Source organism: Cupriavidus sp. H19C3, assembly GCF_049393815.1.
Classification (GTDB): domain Bacteria; phylum Pseudomonadota; class Gammaproteobacteria; order Burkholderiales; family Burkholderiaceae; genus Cupriavidus.
In genome coordinates this window covers 233,838-249,126 of the sequence record NZ_CP184985.1, presented here as the reverse complement: position 1 = coordinate 249,126, position 15,289 = coordinate 233,838, and the positions used below count along the sequence as shown (strand labels likewise).

11 protein-coding genes are annotated in these 15,289 nt (G+C 64.7%); 4 read left to right on the top strand and 7 right to left on the bottom strand.

Going from position 1 to position 15,289, the window contains the following annotated elements; genetic code table 11:
* Position 1 precedes the first annotated feature (1 nt).
* The 4 genes from DFLDMN_RS01140 (at position 2) to DFLDMN_RS01125 (ending at position 7,293) form a co-directional block, all read left to right on the top strand.
* The gene (locus DFLDMN_RS01140; RefSeq protein ID WP_423196706.1) at positions 2-1,942 is read left to right on the top strand and encodes an ATP-dependent nuclease; all 1,941 of its coding nucleotides are present in this window, start codon (positions 2-4) and stop codon (positions 1,940-1,942) included.
* Positions 1,939-3,603, top strand: coding sequence for a UvrD-helicase domain-containing protein (locus DFLDMN_RS01135; RefSeq protein WP_423196705.1), 1,665 nt, complete (start codon positions 1,939-1,941; stop codon positions 3,601-3,603). Before DFLDMN_RS01140 ends, DFLDMN_RS01135 begins: the two co-directional genes overlap by 4 nt.
* Before the next feature lie 163 nt (positions 3,604-3,766).
* The gene (locus tag DFLDMN_RS01130) at positions 3,767-6,073 is read left to right on the top strand and encodes an argonaute/piwi family protein (protein ID WP_423196704.1); all 2,307 of its coding nucleotides are present in this window, start codon (positions 3,767-3,769) and stop codon (positions 6,071-6,073) included.
* Positions 6,070-7,293, top strand: a complete 1,224-nt coding sequence (locus DFLDMN_RS01125) for a hypothetical protein (RefSeq protein WP_423196703.1) — start codon at positions 6,070-6,072, stop codon at positions 7,291-7,293. The genes DFLDMN_RS01130 and DFLDMN_RS01125 overlap by 4 nt, the downstream gene beginning before the upstream one ends.
* Positions 7,294-7,464: 171 nt before the next feature.
* Here the strand turns inward: DFLDMN_RS01125 and DFLDMN_RS01120 are convergent, their stop codons facing one another.
* From DFLDMN_RS01120 to trbE, 7 genes are read right to left on the bottom strand one after another with little or no spacing between them, the layout of a single operon-like run.
* Positions 7,465-7,731, bottom strand: a complete 267-nt coding sequence (locus tag DFLDMN_RS01120) for a DUF2274 domain-containing protein (protein WP_423196702.1) — start codon at positions 7,729-7,731, stop codon at positions 7,465-7,467.
* Positions 7,728-8,996: a TrbI/VirB10 family protein gene (locus DFLDMN_RS01115; protein WP_423196701.1), complete on the bottom strand. Its 1,269-nt coding sequence runs from the start codon at positions 8,994-8,996 to the stop codon at positions 7,728-7,730. Before DFLDMN_RS01115 ends, DFLDMN_RS01120 begins: the two co-directional genes overlap by 4 nt.
* A 2-nt stretch (positions 8,997-8,998) precedes the next feature.
* Positions 8,999-10,015 carry a P-type conjugative transfer protein TrbG gene (gene trbG / locus DFLDMN_RS01110; protein WP_423196700.1) on the bottom strand — a complete coding sequence of 339 codons (1,017 nt, stop codon included), beginning with the start codon at positions 10,013-10,015 and terminating at the stop codon, positions 8,999-9,001.
* A complete protein-coding gene (gene trbF / locus DFLDMN_RS01105) occupies positions 10,012-10,716 on the bottom strand; it encodes a conjugal transfer protein TrbF (RefSeq protein WP_423196699.1) in 705 nt (234 codons plus the stop codon). Before trbF ends, trbG begins: the two co-directional genes overlap by 4 nt.
* 18 nt (positions 10,717-10,734) lie before the next feature.
* Positions 10,735-12,099: a P-type conjugative transfer protein TrbL gene (gene trbL, locus DFLDMN_RS01100; RefSeq protein ID WP_423196698.1), complete on the bottom strand. Its 1,365-nt coding sequence runs from the start codon at positions 12,097-12,099 to the stop codon at positions 10,735-10,737.
* Between the two features lie 9 nt (positions 12,100-12,108).
* A complete protein-coding gene (gene trbJ, locus DFLDMN_RS01095) occupies positions 12,109-12,834 on the bottom strand; it encodes a P-type conjugative transfer protein TrbJ (RefSeq protein WP_423196697.1) in 726 nt (241 codons plus the stop codon).
* Positions 12,831-15,284 (bottom strand): conjugal transfer protein TrbE, encoded by a 2,454-nt coding sequence (trbE, locus tag DFLDMN_RS01090; protein ID WP_423196696.1) that lies wholly within the window; start codon positions 15,282-15,284, stop codon positions 12,831-12,833. Before trbE ends, trbJ begins: the two co-directional genes overlap by 4 nt.
* Positions 15,285-15,289 lie beyond the last annotated feature (5 nt).

Genomic DNA, 15,289 nt, shown 5'->3' with positions numbered 1-15,289 from the left:
AATGAAGCTAACCCAACTGAGAGTCAGCAACTTCCAGTCCTTTGGACCTGTGGCCACCACACTAACGTTGGACGCCATGGCGTTCTTGCTCGGGCCGAACGGATCTGGCAAGACCGCTGTGCTGCAGGCGCTCGCACGTATGTTCGGCTTCGATCCGTCATTGCGACGCATCCGAAGCACCGACTTCCATGTGGATGCGGCCGCTCTCGCCAAGGGCAAAGTCACGCCGTCTCGGCTTTGGCTGGAGGCGCAGTTCGAGTTCCCAGAACTCGCGAAGAAGACCAAAAAGAAGCTTCCAACCATTCCCGGAAACTTCGCGCACATGCAACTGGTGACTGCCGATGGGGTACCCCGCATGCGCATTCGACTGGCCGCGCAGATTGACGAGGAAGGAGATATCGAAGAGTCGCTGGTCTACGTCATCGAGGCGGACGCGGCAGGCGAACCCACGAAGACATCGATTGTCTCGAAGCTCGATCGCAACAGCATCCAGGTTCACTACCTTCCAGCACGACGCAACCCGGCCGACCATATCTCCTACACGGCCAACTCCTTGCTGGGCCGTGCGCTGCGCGCCGCCGACTGGCAGGAAGAGCGCGAGACTGTGGCTGAGCTCACACAGGAGATCAGTGAGGCGTTGGCCGCAAACAATGCGGTGACCGGGCTGGGCGATCACATCAGCGCCGCCTGGAAGGCGCTTCACAGGGGCACGTATTACACGAGCCCCGCTCTGTCATTTGCGCGCAACGAGCTGGACAACCTGCTGCGTCACCTCACGATCGGCTTCACGCCGGGAGCGGAGGAACACCTCGTCGACTTTTCACGGCTGAGCGATGGCCAGCAGTCCTTGCTCTATGTGTCGCTGGTCCTGTCCGTGCAGGCCATCGGACGGGAAGTCCTGGCTGGCGAGCGAGACGGATTCGATCCCGCCAAGCTGCGTCCGGCTATCTTCACACTCGTGGCCATGGAAGAGCCGGAGAACAGCCTATCACCCCACTACCTTGGGCGCGTGATCAAGTCCCTGACGGAGTTCTCGACCCACCACGATGCCCAGGCCATCGTGGCCACGCACGCCCCTGCCCTGCTACGCCGCGTGCCGCCTGAGACGATCCGCTACCTGCGCCTCAATGAGCAGCGCCAGACCGCGGTGCGTTCCATCATCCTGCCGCCCGTCTCTGACGACGCGCACAAGTTCGTGCGCGAGGCCGTGCAGGCCTTTCCCGAGGTTTACTTCTCCCGTTTGGTGATACTGGGCGAGGGCGACAGCGAGGAGATCGTGCTGCCGCGGCTGTTGCAGGCTCATGGCCTGGCCGAGGACGACACCTCCATCGTCGTGGCACCGCTAGGGGGGCGCCACGTAAATCACTTCTGGCGACTACTCGATGGCCTGGAGATCCCCTATGTAACGCTGCTCGATCTGGACTTGGCGCGCTATCAAGGTGGCTGGGGTCGAGTCAAATACGCAGCCCGTCAGATTCTGGCCCTCGGCAGGCCCATCTCTGGTCTTACTGAAGCCGCCATCGACGGCTTGCCAGCCTGGAACGGAACGGACAACGTCGTGACTTCCGACACCGGCAAAGCATGGCTGAAGTGGCTTGAGGGGATGGACGTGTTCTTCTCCTCCCCCTTGGATCTTGACTTCGCAATGCTGCTGCGCTTCAAGGTCGCCTACGGCGTGGAGGCAGACGAACTGGAGGCGCCCGACGAGGCCACGCTGAAGGCGGTGCTGGGCAAGAAGCGCCACGGCGAAGATCAGTACAGCGCTGCCCGGCAAAAGTACTTCGCCGCCTACCACCGCCGCTTCAAGCTCGGCAGCAAGCCCAGCCAGCACCTACAGGCCATGGCGGCGCTGGAAGACCAGGAGATGGTGGACGAGGTGCCCCAGCGCATCGGCCGCCTGATCGAAGCGGTGCGAAAGAAACTCGAAGGCCTGCCTGAATGATTCGGCCTGACCGCTGGCAGCCCGCAGACGGGCTCAAGCTCGAACCCAACGCGCTGGCGGCTGCGCGCGAGACCTCGCGCAGCCTCGCCTTGACCGCCGGACCAGGCGCCGGCAAGACGGAGATGCTGGCACAGCGAGCAGACTTCCTGTTGCGCACGGGGACATGCCCGTATCCCCAGCGCATTCTGGCGATCGCATTCAAGGTCGATGCCGCCAGCAACCTCAAGGAGCGCGTACGCCGTCGCTGCGGCCCCGAGCTGGCAGCCCGTCTGGACAGCCACACCTTTCATGCCTTCGCCAAACGCCTCATCGATCGTTTCCGGCCTGCTTTGACTGGGCGTGACGCCCTTCACGCCCACTATTCGGTCGGCTCGCCCCGTATTCAAGGTCGGCAGATTGAGTTCGAGGACATGGTTCCCCTAGCTGTCCAGATTCTTCAAACCTGCGAGGTAGCGCGCAACGCCGTCCGCCAGACCTACAGCCACGTGTTCCTCGACGAGTTCCAAGACTGCACTGATGTCCAGTACCAGCTGATCTGCGAGGCGTTCCGAGGTACTGGCATTCCGCTGACTGCTGTAGGTGATACGAAGCAGCGGATCATGGGATGGGCCGGCGCGCTCGAGGGCGTGTTCGGCACGTTCGCGGGCGACTTCAATGCACGCCCGCTCAATCTCTACCAGAACTTTCGGTCATTGCCGCGGCTGCGACGCATGCAGAACGCCATGGTCAAGGTGATGGACCCGCCTGCGGCCGTCGCGGACGAAGAATTGAATGGCCCGGGAGGTTCCGTAGAAATCCACAGCTTCGAGGACAGCCAGCAAGAGGCCGATTCCATCGCCGATCTAGTTCAGCATTGGATTGAAGAAGATGAATTGGCCCCGTCGGAAATCGCGATCCTCGTGTCGAGGCAGCCACACCTTTACGCGGACCTCGTCATGGCTGCGTTGGGTAACAGGGGCATCGCATTTCGCAACGAGCAGGAACTGCAGGATCTAGGCGCCGAGCCCGCGACACGGCTCATCATTGACTTCCTGAGTGTCGTTGTTTCCGACCGCGACCCCGATGCCTATGGGCGGCTCATGTCGACTCTTTTGGCCACCGGTGTCGATGAGGATGCCGCCTACCGGGAACGGTCGCGCTGGCATCGCTTCATCGACGATGTGCGGAAGCAGATGCGCGACGGTGATGGCCAAATCAAAGGCAACGCCGATTCGCTGCGGCACCACGCCGAAGCGCTACTGGAGTTGCTCGGGCGCCGAGCCATCGTTGCGCTCTCCGCCGACTATGAGCGCGGCCCCCGCCTGGACGATGTGATCGAGCAGACATTTGCGCGCCTGGAAGAACTGTATCGGCACGGCACCAGCGCAGCCGAGGCGTTGTCGCGCTTCTCCGAGGATCGCGCCGTGCGAATCATGACGATCCACAAGAGCAAGGGTTTGGAGTTCGACACCACGGTCATCCTTGGAGTGGAAGAGCAGACTTTCTGGGGCAACCGATCAGAGGAACGCGCAGCATTCTTCGTTGGCATATCCAGGGCCAAGCGCCGGTTACTGCTGACCGTAGCGGAGCGGAGACAACGTCCCACCCAGGCCCCGAGACGCTGGGATGAGTACCGCACCCCTCTCCAGGAGTTTCTTGGCTATGCACGTCATACCGAATAACTCCGGACTTTGCGCCTCGCGCGATAGACGCAACAGCGTTGCCTGCGTCTGCGGGATTGCTCCCAGAACAACTGCGGACATGGGGTGGCATTCGGCGCTCGCAAGCCCGGACAAAGTATTCCGCGCTTGGTATTTCTAGGAAGCACAAGGAAGAAGAACTAAGATGGCCAAACTGCTGCTCAATGCCGTACCTGTCACCGTTCGCACTGACGCGCAGGTTGTCGCCGGCGTCCTGCCATACACAAAAGATGCACTCGACACCTTGCGGGAAAGGCATCGTGGCGACTACCTGTTTCGCCGCAGCGGGGAGGAAGGCAATCTTGTCTATTCCGTAGCTCTCAAGGAAGGCTTGCCGATCGTCGGCGATAAAACCGAGCGATTCGCTCTGGCACATGCCCCTTGGTTACTCGCGCCGCTCGCGTTGGAAGCTCTTCTGCAGGGGTTTGTGGATCTTCAACGTCCGATCCTCAAACCGCGCTTTCCGCTTCGCTTGCTTTCGCAGAAGCCCGCGAACCTGCTGCCCCAGCACCCGAAGCTGCCAGGCTGGCTACAGCGCCGCGTCGTACTTGAGTTCGAGACGAGAAATGTCAAGGATGGGAATGACAGCTCGCACGTTCTTCTCGCGTGTGGGGTCCGCACCCGAAACCTGATCGACGCGGATTGCCAGACGCTGATCGACGCCGGTGTGCCACTAGCTGGCCGCTATGTCGTGACGCGGGAACCTTCTAACGATCCGCGCGTGACTGACTTCGTGCGTTTGGCCGGACGGGTGACGCGGATCGCTGGATCCACGCTGATGCTCGAAGACCATGGCGACAGACCGTCTTCAATGGATGCAGCGCATGCGTATCTAGAGGCTCGGAAGGAAAATCTCGTCTGGTGCGCAAATCACCTTTTGGGCACTTCTGCGGAACGCGTGCTGGCCGAGGCAGACAGCGCCGCTGCCGCTCATCTGTCAGGGCCCGAGCGCCTGAGTCTCATCCGAAAGACCTTCGACTACCTTCGGACCCACAACTTCGAGGTTGCACCCGGCATTCCGGCCATCCTAGGGCCGCTCGTCGGTAGCGAGAAGGGAACGTGGACGTTCTCCAACGAAATCATCAAGAAGCCGGTGCTGGTGTTCGATCCAAGTGGCACGCGAACGGACACGTGGAACGAGCGCGGGCTCGACAAGCATGGCCCTTACGATCAGCGAACCTACACACCAAAGCAATTGCGGATTGCGGTCATCTGCCAACGCCCCTATGAGGGCCAGGTCGATACCTTTCTGGCGAAGTTCCTCGACGGACTTCCCGACGTGACTACTGGCAAGGGGGAATGGACTCGCACGCCCTATGCGAAGGGCTTCATTCGGCGCTATGGATTAGAGAAGCCGAAGGTGACCACGTTCACCACGGCCGGAAGTTCATCTGCGGACTATGCAGCGGCCTGTCGCACCGCAGTCGAGTCGTCAACAGCGGGTCGCTTCGAATGGGACCTTGCCCTTGTCCAGATCGACAAGGACTTCAAGGAACTCGATGACGCAAGCAACCCGTACTTTGCAACGAAGGCAGTCCTTCTCAAACACCGCATCCCTGTGCAGGAAGTGACGCTCGACACGATGCGCCTCGCAGACGAGCAACTCGTCTACGTGCTTAACAACATGAGCGTCGCCACCTACGCCAAGATCGGCGGTACGCCCTGGCTTCTCAAGACACAGCCTCGCGTCGCGCATGAGCTCGTCGTCGGCATCGGCTCGCAGAACTTCTCCACAAGCCGGCTCGGCGGCAAGGAGCGCATCGTTGGACTGACGACGGTATTCAGCAGCGACGGGAAGTACCTTCTCGACGATCGGACTGCGGCAGTTGACTATGAACACTACAGCGAAGAGCTGTTCAAATCTCTCGCACGTTCGATCGAGGCCGTACGCGCGGAGGATAACTGGCGAAGCACGGATGCTGTCCGCCTGATCTTCCATGTGTTCAAGCAGATGGCTGATCACGAGGCGGACGCCGTAGACAAGCTGATCCAGAAGCTCGGCCTCGCAGACGTGAAGTACGCGTTCCTACATATCGTGGAAGATCACCCCTTCGTGGTGTTCGATGAAGCAAACACCGGTACAAAGACGTGGAGCGGAGGAATGAAGGGCGTCTACGCCCCAGAGCGAGGCTTGTCCGTCACGCTCGGCGAGACGGAAACACTCCTGTATTTCACCGGAGGACGCGACCTGAAGCAGGCGCGTGATGGTATGCCGCTTCCGTCCTTGTTGCGGCTTCATCATCGGTCGACATTTCGCGACATGACCTATCTGACACGACAGGCGTTCGACTTCGCGAACCACACTTGGCGAATGTTCACTCCGGCGCCGCTGCCGATCACGATCCATTACTCCGAGCTGATGGTTCGCTTGCTCACGGGACTTCGGCACGTGCCGGAGTGGGACCCCGACGTGATGCTGAGTCCGATCAGCCGGACGAGGTGGTTCCTATGAAGGACCTGTCACACTGGCAGTTGCGAAAAACTCTAGCGGCGGCAGCGGAGGACGATCATCAGCAGCCCCCGCACGCGCGCGCCTTTGCCGCCTGGGTCCAGCTCGAAAGCCTCGGGCAAGCGGCGTTGCTCGGCGCACTGGCCGACGAGGCCACAAAGGCCCAAGGTGCAGCGCGCGAAACCTCGCATGTTGCAGTTCTCGGATATGCGGCCAGTCTCGATGATCGCTTCGTCACGCCCTTCGCTGATGGGCTTGCGTGGCTGCGGGCGCGCCAGTATTTCGTGCAGGGCCGCCCGTTGACGTTCGAGATTGACGGTCTGGCGCTTCTGGGCGTTGCGACCGGGTTGTCCAAGCTTGATGCCGCCACGTCGGCGGCAGCGAGCGCTTGGCTGGACAGCGTGCTCGCCAAGTCCATTTCACGATCGCGGAAGCCTGACTGGAATGAATCCTTGATTCAAGCGGCGCTTGCTGTGCGCCGACAACCCGGCGGCGCATGGAGCGGGAGCATGGTCGCCGATGATCTTGTCGTAGCGCTTTCGGCCAAAGGCTTGGCGAACGCCAGCGAGGCGGTACGTGCCAATGCCTGGACGATCATCTCCTCCCTGATGGGCGAGAGCGACGGGATGGGCAGGGCTGCGACGCAACTCGCGGCGTTGACGACGCTCCTGCGGGATGCGTCAACGCTTCGCCCCGGGGCGACCTCGATCGCGGATGTGGCGCGACTTCTTGCCGGGGTTGCGCGATCGATGCGACGCTGGGCCTGGGACGAAAAGCCGCTTAGCAAGAACTCCGTTGCCGCGCACTGGGACATTGACAACGAGTACCACGTTCAGGACATGCTGTGGGCGATCCTCGCGCCCCTGTTTCCCGATCTTGATGACGAGGAATGGCTGAAATCCCTCGGCCAGCATCATCCGCGCGCCGATCTTGCGATCCCTTCACTCGAACTCATCATCGAGGTCAAGTACCTACGGAAAGGCGGCAAGGCTGTTTTTGTCGACGTGATCAAGGAGGTCGCTGCCGATGCCAGCACCTACCTCCAGAAGGGTTCGGGCTACAAGCACATCGTTGCCTTCATCTGGGACGATGAAGCAAGGACCGAGGAGCATCCTGAACTTTTGCAAGGCCTGACGCGCTTGCGCGGCGTTGAAGATGCAATCGTCATTTCGCGCCCGGCGCGCATGACGCGAAGCGATCGTGACGAGCCGAAGGCGACCTAGCCGCCTTCAGGGCGATTGGGAGCAACGGGACCCGAACCCGCGCTACCTTCCTGCTCATGCCGGTGAGTTGGGGGACGTCAAAAAAGCAGAATGCCCTATCCGAGGCCCTTGCGCCCCGAATCGACCCAAAGGCTTCCTTTCTCGCACGGCCCCTGGGGACTCTGGGCCCCTTTACCCCTGGCCACGAGGCGGCCTAGTCGTAGCAGAGAAAGCGATCCGTTTCTCGTCCATCTTCCTGAAACCCCGATCCCCCGCCATGAAAGCCTCCAGCATGTGTGGGATCAACGTCGCTGCATCGACCGCCTCGCCGTAGGTCTGCGCGTGCAGCGCGGCGTAGCGGTCGAGTTCAGCCTTCAGGCTTGTCGGACAAGAGAACGTGAGCTTCGTGCTCTCAGTCTTGGGCAGCGGCCCCAGCCGCAGCTTCTTGGTCGTATTCATCGCACTGCTCCCTGGTTGAAGAACAGCGGCTGGTACGGCCGCAGCACCAGATCGCGGTTCACGATGATCCGCACCGGCAGGCCCGGCCGTTCGGTCAGCGTCGGCTGGATGTTCATGTTGCGCCGGGTGATCTCCTGGCCGACCTGGTTGATGCTGTCCTGCATGCTGTCGCGCCCAGCAATCACGATGCGGCTCCCGTCCTGCCGGTTCTCCGGCGCGGCCAGCTCGGCGCCTACGCCCAGCAGGGTCGTCAGCGCCGCGCCGGCGAAGATGCGGCCCCAGTGCCAGTCCACGCCGTCCTCCAGGCCGGCGTAGCCCGCCGGATCGGTGCCCACGAGGTTGTCGAGCGTCAGCGAGGACGTGTCGGGCAGGATGACCCGGTTCCAGACCACTTGAACCCGGCTTTGACCGTAGCTCACCTGGCTGTTGTACTTGCCCAGAATGCGCGAGCCCTGGGGAATGAGCAGGAACTTGCCCGTGGCCGTGTCGTAGACCGGCTCCGTCACCATGGCGATCACGTCGCCCGGCAGGTCGGACTTGATGCCCGTGACCAGCGCGCCCGCGATCACCGTCCCGGCCATCACCTGGTATGGCGAGGTCGGCATTTGCAGGTTGCCGGTATTGCGGGTATCCGTAGAGCCGCCTTTCAGGAAAGCCTCCTTCTGGTCCTGGCGGTTCTGCACGGCGGTCGGATCGGCTGGCTGGGCCGCCGGCGAGGCCGGCCCGGCGGCCAGCGGGTCGAAGCCCGCGAGTCCGGATGCCGGGCTGGCTGCAGCCACCTGCGGTGACGTGGCAGCGCCCTTGCCCTGGTTGCCCGAGCGGAAGAACACCGACGAAGCCGCCGCCGCATCGGCCTCCTTGCGCAGCGCATCAGCCGGGTCGTGGCCGGGCGGCGCATAGGCCGGCGTCACCGGTTGCTGCGAATGCACGATGGCCGGACCGAGATCTCCGGGCAGCGGTGGCCCCAGCTCGGGCACCTTCGCCGGCAGCTTCGAGTAATCCGAAGGCAAACCGTCCAGTCCTTCGGACTTCGAGACGCGATCCACGTTGTAAAGCTCGGTCTGCTCGCCCGCGCCGCGCCGATGCGGCTGCAATGACCAGATCGTGGCGCCGAGCACGGCGGCCGACAGGCCGCCGGCGAGGATGGCCAGCGTGCGCCGGTTCAGGCGCGTGACCGGGCGCGGCTGGGCGCGCAGCGCAACCGCCTCGGGCGCGACCTTGTCGGACGAAGGCGCGGCACGGTCCGGGGTGTCGTCCTGGCTCATCGTCAGTTCCCCCGCGCAACGCCATCAGTGCGCTCAATCCGCACCACGTCGCCCTTGCCTCCACCCAGGCGCAGTTCGGCAGCACCAAAGAGCCGATCCACGATGTAGTACGGCGGCCGGAAGCGGTAGTTCACCAGTTGCCCGTCACCCTGCGCGCCGATGACGAACAGGGGCGGCAATTCGCCCTGAGCGATGCCCGGCGGGAACTGGATATAGACCTTCTCGCCGTCATCGAAGGCGCGCAGCGGCTTCCATGGGGCGGCGCTGCCGCTGATGGCGTAGCGGAAGCGGATCTTCTCCAGCGACAGGCCGGTATCGACCGGCGCGGCGGCGCTGGCCGCCTGGGCCTGGCGCTGGAGCGCTAGCATCCGATCCTTCGGGTACTCCCAGGACACCGAGGCCATCCATGCCTTTTCCGTCGAGGTCAGCTCCAGCAGGTAGGTGCGCCGGTTGCTGGTGATCACCAGATTGGTCTTGAGGCCGGAACGGATCGGCTTGACCAACACGTTCACGCGCAGCGCATCGCCGCTGCCGCTGGACGTGTCGCCCACGATCCAGCGCACGGTATCGCCCGCGGCCACCGTCACCAGTTCCTCACCCGGTTGCAACGACACCACCGTCACGCGCCCCGGCGCCGCATAGACCTGATACAGCGCGCCATCGCTGTATGGCCAGACCTGAATTGCGTTGACGTAGCCCTCCCGCGTCGGCGCGACCCGCGCCTCGGCGTTGGCGCGCGAGACGCGCACCTTCTCGTCGGCAGGCTCCGGCGCAGCCGGGGCCGCCTCCGCACCGGATCGTGGTTCTTGCAGCGGCTTCAACTGCGCCGGCAGCGCCAGCGGTTCGGGCACCGTGACCACCTCCACCGGCGCAGGCGGCTCCGGCAGCGGCTGCGCCTGCACGGGTTCATCGAGCGCGATCACGGGCGGCGGTTTGCCCTGCGTCGCGCAACCCGCGAACAGGACGGTCGATGCCAGCAGGATCACCGGCAAAGCGGATTTACAGAAATGCAGATTCATGGTTTTGCTCCTTCGGACGAATCCAGTTCGCGGCTCCACGACAGTCCGTTGACGTAGATGCCCAGGGGGTTCTTGCGCAGGCGCTGCTCGGTGCGCGGGGTCTGCTGCACGATGGACACCACTGCGTTCCACCGTTCAGTGCGGTCCAGCGCGCCGTTGACGAAGCGCGTCTGCGTCCAGCGCACGTTGAATGACGTGTCGCTGGCGCGGGTCACGCTTGTGATCTGCACCGTCACCGACTCCTTGCCGATGCGCGCGAACGGGTCGTTCACGCGGGCGTACTCGTTGAGCACCACGGCGCCCTTGTCGGTGGTGTAGTCATAGGCATCGAGCCAGTTCTGGCGGACGACGATGGGGTCGATGGACAGCGAGCGCACCAGGCCGATGAAGCGGCCCAGGTGGTACGCGATCTGCGCATCGCTGGGCCGGTACGGCGTGGCGGCCTCGCCCACGGCGCGCACCTGGCCCGCGTTGTCCACCTCCACCACGTAGGGCGTGACGATGGACTGCGCCGAGCGCCACACCAGCCCGCCCGCCATCAGCAGCGCCAGCAGCAGACAGCCGAAGGCCATCAAGCGCCAATTCTTGGCTTGCACACGGGGCGAGCCGATACGCTCGTCCCAGACCTGGCCGGCGGCCTGGTACGGCGTTGCAGGCTGCGGCGTGTCGGCATAGCGCACCTGCGGTCGTTTGAATCGCATGGGAGTTCTCCTTGAGAGTCAGGAATCGGAATCACGAAGGCTCGGGCCTTGCCCCGAGCCACCGCCGTCGCCCCCGCGCAGCGCGTGCGCGGCGGTCGTGGCGGCGTGGGTAAGCTGCTGCCTGCGGTGCAGACGCTTGGCCCAGGCCGGTTGCTCCATGGATGGCTGGGGCGCGGCGGCATCGCCGGCGCCCCGTGCGGCTGCGCCGGTAGCCGATGGCGCGGCGGCGCCATCAGGCCGGAAGGCGGCGGCGACACGCGCCTTCATCGAGCGTGCGCCATCGGCCACCTTCTGCCCGGCCGCCTGCGCGCCGGTCCTGGCGACATTGCCCAAGCCGGCAGCAGTGCCCTTGATGCCTCCGCCCGCCGAAGCAGAGCCGGCCTGGAAGGCCGCCTTCGCGCTGGTAGCCGTCGAAGCCGCTGAACGCGCCCCGCTGGCTGCCATGCGGGCGGCGCCGGGCGCCATGCGGGCGCCAGCGGCGACAGCACTGCCGACGCCCGTGGCTGCGGCACCGACGGCGACGGCGGCACCCGCCGCGCCAACGGCAGCTCCGGCCATTGCGCCCGCGCTAAGCTGCGGCGCCCCGGACACCAGGCCGGTGGCAATCCCCGGCCCGAAGATGCCCAATGCCAGCAGCGCGAGCGAGGCCAGCATGATGACCAGCGCATGGTCGATGGACGGCTCGGCGGGATGCACCGTGAACTCGGCGAACAGCCCAGTGCCGATGCCCACGATCACCGCCAGCACCAAGACCTTGATGCCCGAGGCCACCACGTTGCCCAGCACCTTCTCGGCCAGGAAAGCAGTCTTGTTCCAGAGCGCGAACGGCACCAGCACGAAGCCGGCCAGCGTGGTCAGCTTGAACTCGATCAACGTCACGAAGAGCTGCACCGCCAGCACGAAGAAGCACAGGACGACGATCAGCCAGGCAATGAACAGCACCACGATGGGCGCGATGTTCACGAACACCTCGGGGAACCCGGCCAGGTCGCCGATCTGCTGGAGGATCGGCGCCCCGGCGTCAATGCCCGTCTTCGCCAGCCGCCCCGGCTGCAGGAAGTTGCCCATGCTCAAGCCGGAGCCACTGGCCGTCAGGCCCAGGCCGGCGAAGGACCGGAACACGATGCCCGCCAGCGTGTTGAAGTTGCCGATGATGTAGGCGAAGGCGCCCACGTAGAGCACCTTGCGCAGCAGCTTGGCGATCACGTCCTCGCCCTGGCCCGTGGCATGGCCCATCGCCCAGAACAGCCCGGCGATCGTCATGTCGATGACGATCAACGTGGCGGTCAGGAACGCCACCTCGCCCTGCAGCAACCCGAAACCCGAGTCGATGTAGCGTGAGAACGTGTCGAGGAAGCGGTCGATGACCGTCACGTCGTCCATGGCAGCGTGTCAGTTGCCGTAGAAGTTCACGGACTGCGGCGTGTATGGCGTGCCGCTGCCCAGGAAGCGCCGCGTCACTTCGCGCCCGCGCTCGGTGGCCGCGGCCTGCCTCGCCAGTTCCAGTGATGCAGCGCGGTCCTGCGTGATCTGCAGGCGCTGCGCCTGGATCGACTGCTTGGCCTGCAAGGCCAGCAACTGGTTCGTCGCCTGCATCGCCTGCAGCGCGCCCACGGCAGATTGGCTCTTGGTCACGAGGTCGGCCAGCACGCTTTCGTCTTCGCCCAGGTTCTGCGACACCTGGGCCTGCATCTGCATGGTGGTCTGCAAGCCGTTGAGCGTGTTCCTCCAACGCTCCTGCGCGTCGCGGTACATCTGGTCGCCGCTGACGGTGGCGGCGTACTGCTCGGGATACAGGCGCGCGAACTCCCGATCGAGGTTCGTCACGTTGTAGGCCAAGCCTCGGGCCTGGGCGATCAACCGCTCGGTCGTCGCCAGATTGGCGCGCAACTGGCCGACTACGCTGGACGGCAGGCTGGCGAGGTTGCGCGCCTGGTTCATCAGCATCTGCGCTTCGTTCTGGAGCTGCTGGATCTGGTTGTTGATCTGCTCCAGCGTGCGAATCGCGGTCAGCGTGTTCTGCACGAGGTTGGTGGGGTCGATCACGACCCATTGCGCATGGGCGGTGGCGGTGCAAAGCATGGCCGCGACGGCGGCGGCGACAAGGCGCTTCTTCATGGCAGGTTCTCCAGGGGTTGGTCAGCGAGGGAACCCGGCGCAAGGCCGGGGAACGAGGGCAGCAGGTCGGCCGCCCAATCGAGGCCGCGATGGCGCAGCCAGGCGTCCGCGAAGCCGGGCAAGCCGGCGTCGCGCAACACGCGATCCATGTCGCGCTGGTCCTGGGGCGTGGAAGCACCCGCGAAGGCGAGCGTGGCCGGTCCCAGGTCGAGGTCGAACAGGCGGTTGCCGAGGCGGGATTGGTAGTAGTAGTCGCGCTTGGGCTGCGCAGTGGCGACGATCTCGATCTGCCGCCGGTTGAGGCCAAAGCCCTCGTAGATCGTGCGAATCTGCGGCTCTGTGGCCTGCGGGTTGGGCAGGAAGATGCGGCTGGCGCAGCTTTCGATGATCGCGGGCGCGATGCTCGAATCCTTGATGTCCGCCAGCGACTGCGTGGCGAAGATCACCGCCACGTTCTTCTTGCGCAGTGTCTTGAGCCACTGACGGATGCGTGCCGCAAACACCGGGTCGTCGAGGAACAGCCACGCTTCATCGAGGATCAGCAGCGTTGGCGCCCCGTCCAGCCGTTCTTCGAAGCGCGCGAACAGATAGCGCAGCACCGCGAGCACAGCGGCCTTGCTGTGCATCAGGTCCTCCATCTCGAATGCCTGCACATCGGCCGTGCCGAGACGGTCGCGATCGGCGTCCAGCAGCCTGCCGTGCGCGCCACCCAGGACGTAGGGCGCGAGTGCCTGGCGCAGCGCGTTCGATTGCAGCAAGGCCGTCAGGCCGGTGAGCGTGCGCTGCTCCACCGGCGCGCTGGCCAAGCTGCCCAGCGCCGACCAGATGACCGCTTTCTCCTCCGGGCCGACGGCAGCGCCTTCGTGCACCAGGCGGCCTTCCACCCATTCGCTGGCCCAGGTGCGGTAGCCCTCCCGGTCGATGCGCGCCAGCGGCTGAAAGGCGATCTCGCCATCGGCGCCGAGGTCGTAGTGCTCGCCACCCAGGCCCAGGACAGCCGCGCGGATCGAGCGTCCCATGTCGAAGGCGAAGATGCGCGAGCCGCGATAGCGGCGAAACTGCATGGCCATCGTCGCCAGCAACACGGACTTGCCCATGCCGATCGGCCCCACGACCAAGGTGTTGCCCACGTCGCCGATGTGCGTCACCAGCCGGAACGGCGTCGAGCCATCGGTGCGCGTGACGATCAGAGGCGGGCCGTCAAGATGCGCGTTGCGGTCCTGGCCAGCCCACACGGCGGACACCGGCATCAAGTGCGCCAGGTTCAGCGTCGAGACGATGGGCTGGCGCACGTTCGCGTAGGCATTGCCGGGGATCGAACACAGCCACGCATCCACGGCGTTCAGGGTCTCGGGGATCGTCACGAAGCCCCTACCCTGGATGACGCGCTCCATCATCCTCAGCTTCTCGTCGGCCACGGCCGGGTCGGCGTCGAGCACCGTCACCGTGGCGGTGAGGTAGCCGAAGGCAACTTGATCGCCACCCAACTCCTGCAACGCGGCATCGGCGTCGGCCGCCTTGTTGCTGGCATCCGTGTCGACCAGCGGGCTTTCCTGCTGGAAGATGGTTTCGCGCAGCAGCGCCACCACGTTCTTGCGCTTGGCGAACCACTGCCGGCGCAGGCGCACGAGTTCCCGTTCCGCGTCGGCTTTGTCCAGGCAGAGAAAGCGCGTACTCCAGCGGTAGCCAAAGCCGAGGCGGTTGAGGTCGTCCAGAATCCCCGGCCAGGTCGAGGTCGGGAAGCCCCGCACGGTGGCCACGCGCAGTTGCTGGTCGCCCAGCATGGGCGCCAGGCCGCCGATGAGCGCGCAGTCGGTCAGCAGCGCGTCGATGTGGAACGGTACCTCGGGCACGCCCACGCGGTAGCGCCGCGTCGAGATGGCCGAGTGCAGGTAGGTCAGCGTCTGGCCGTCATCCAGCCACGCGATCTCCGGCATCACGCCATCGAGCAGGTCGAAGATGCGATCGGTTTCCGCCACGAAGGCAGCAAGCCGTTCGCGCCAGTCCACGCCTTCGGTCGGACGGTTCTCGTACAGCAGGCCGGCGGCGCGGGCGCGGGATTCCTCCGCCGGCAGGTACACCAGCGACAGGTGGTAGCCGCTCTCGAAGTGGTGGCCTGAGTCCTCAAAGGCGGCCCTGCGTTCTTCGTCCACCAGCCAGGACAGCGGCTCGGGGAAATCGGAGTGCGGGTAGTCCGCCGCCGGGCGGCGCTCGGCCTCGATGAACAAGGCCCAGCCGGAGCCCAACCGGCGCAGCGCGTTGTTGAGCCGTGCCGACGTGGAAATCAGCTCGCCTTGCGTCGCGCTGTCGAGATCCGGGCCACGAAAACGCGCCGTGCGCTGGAAAGCGCCATCCTTGTTCAAGACGACGCCTGGGGCGACCAGCCCGGCCCAGGGCAGCCAGTCGGCCAGCAGCGCGGGCCGCTGGCGGTATTCGGCAAGGTTCAGCATCGCGG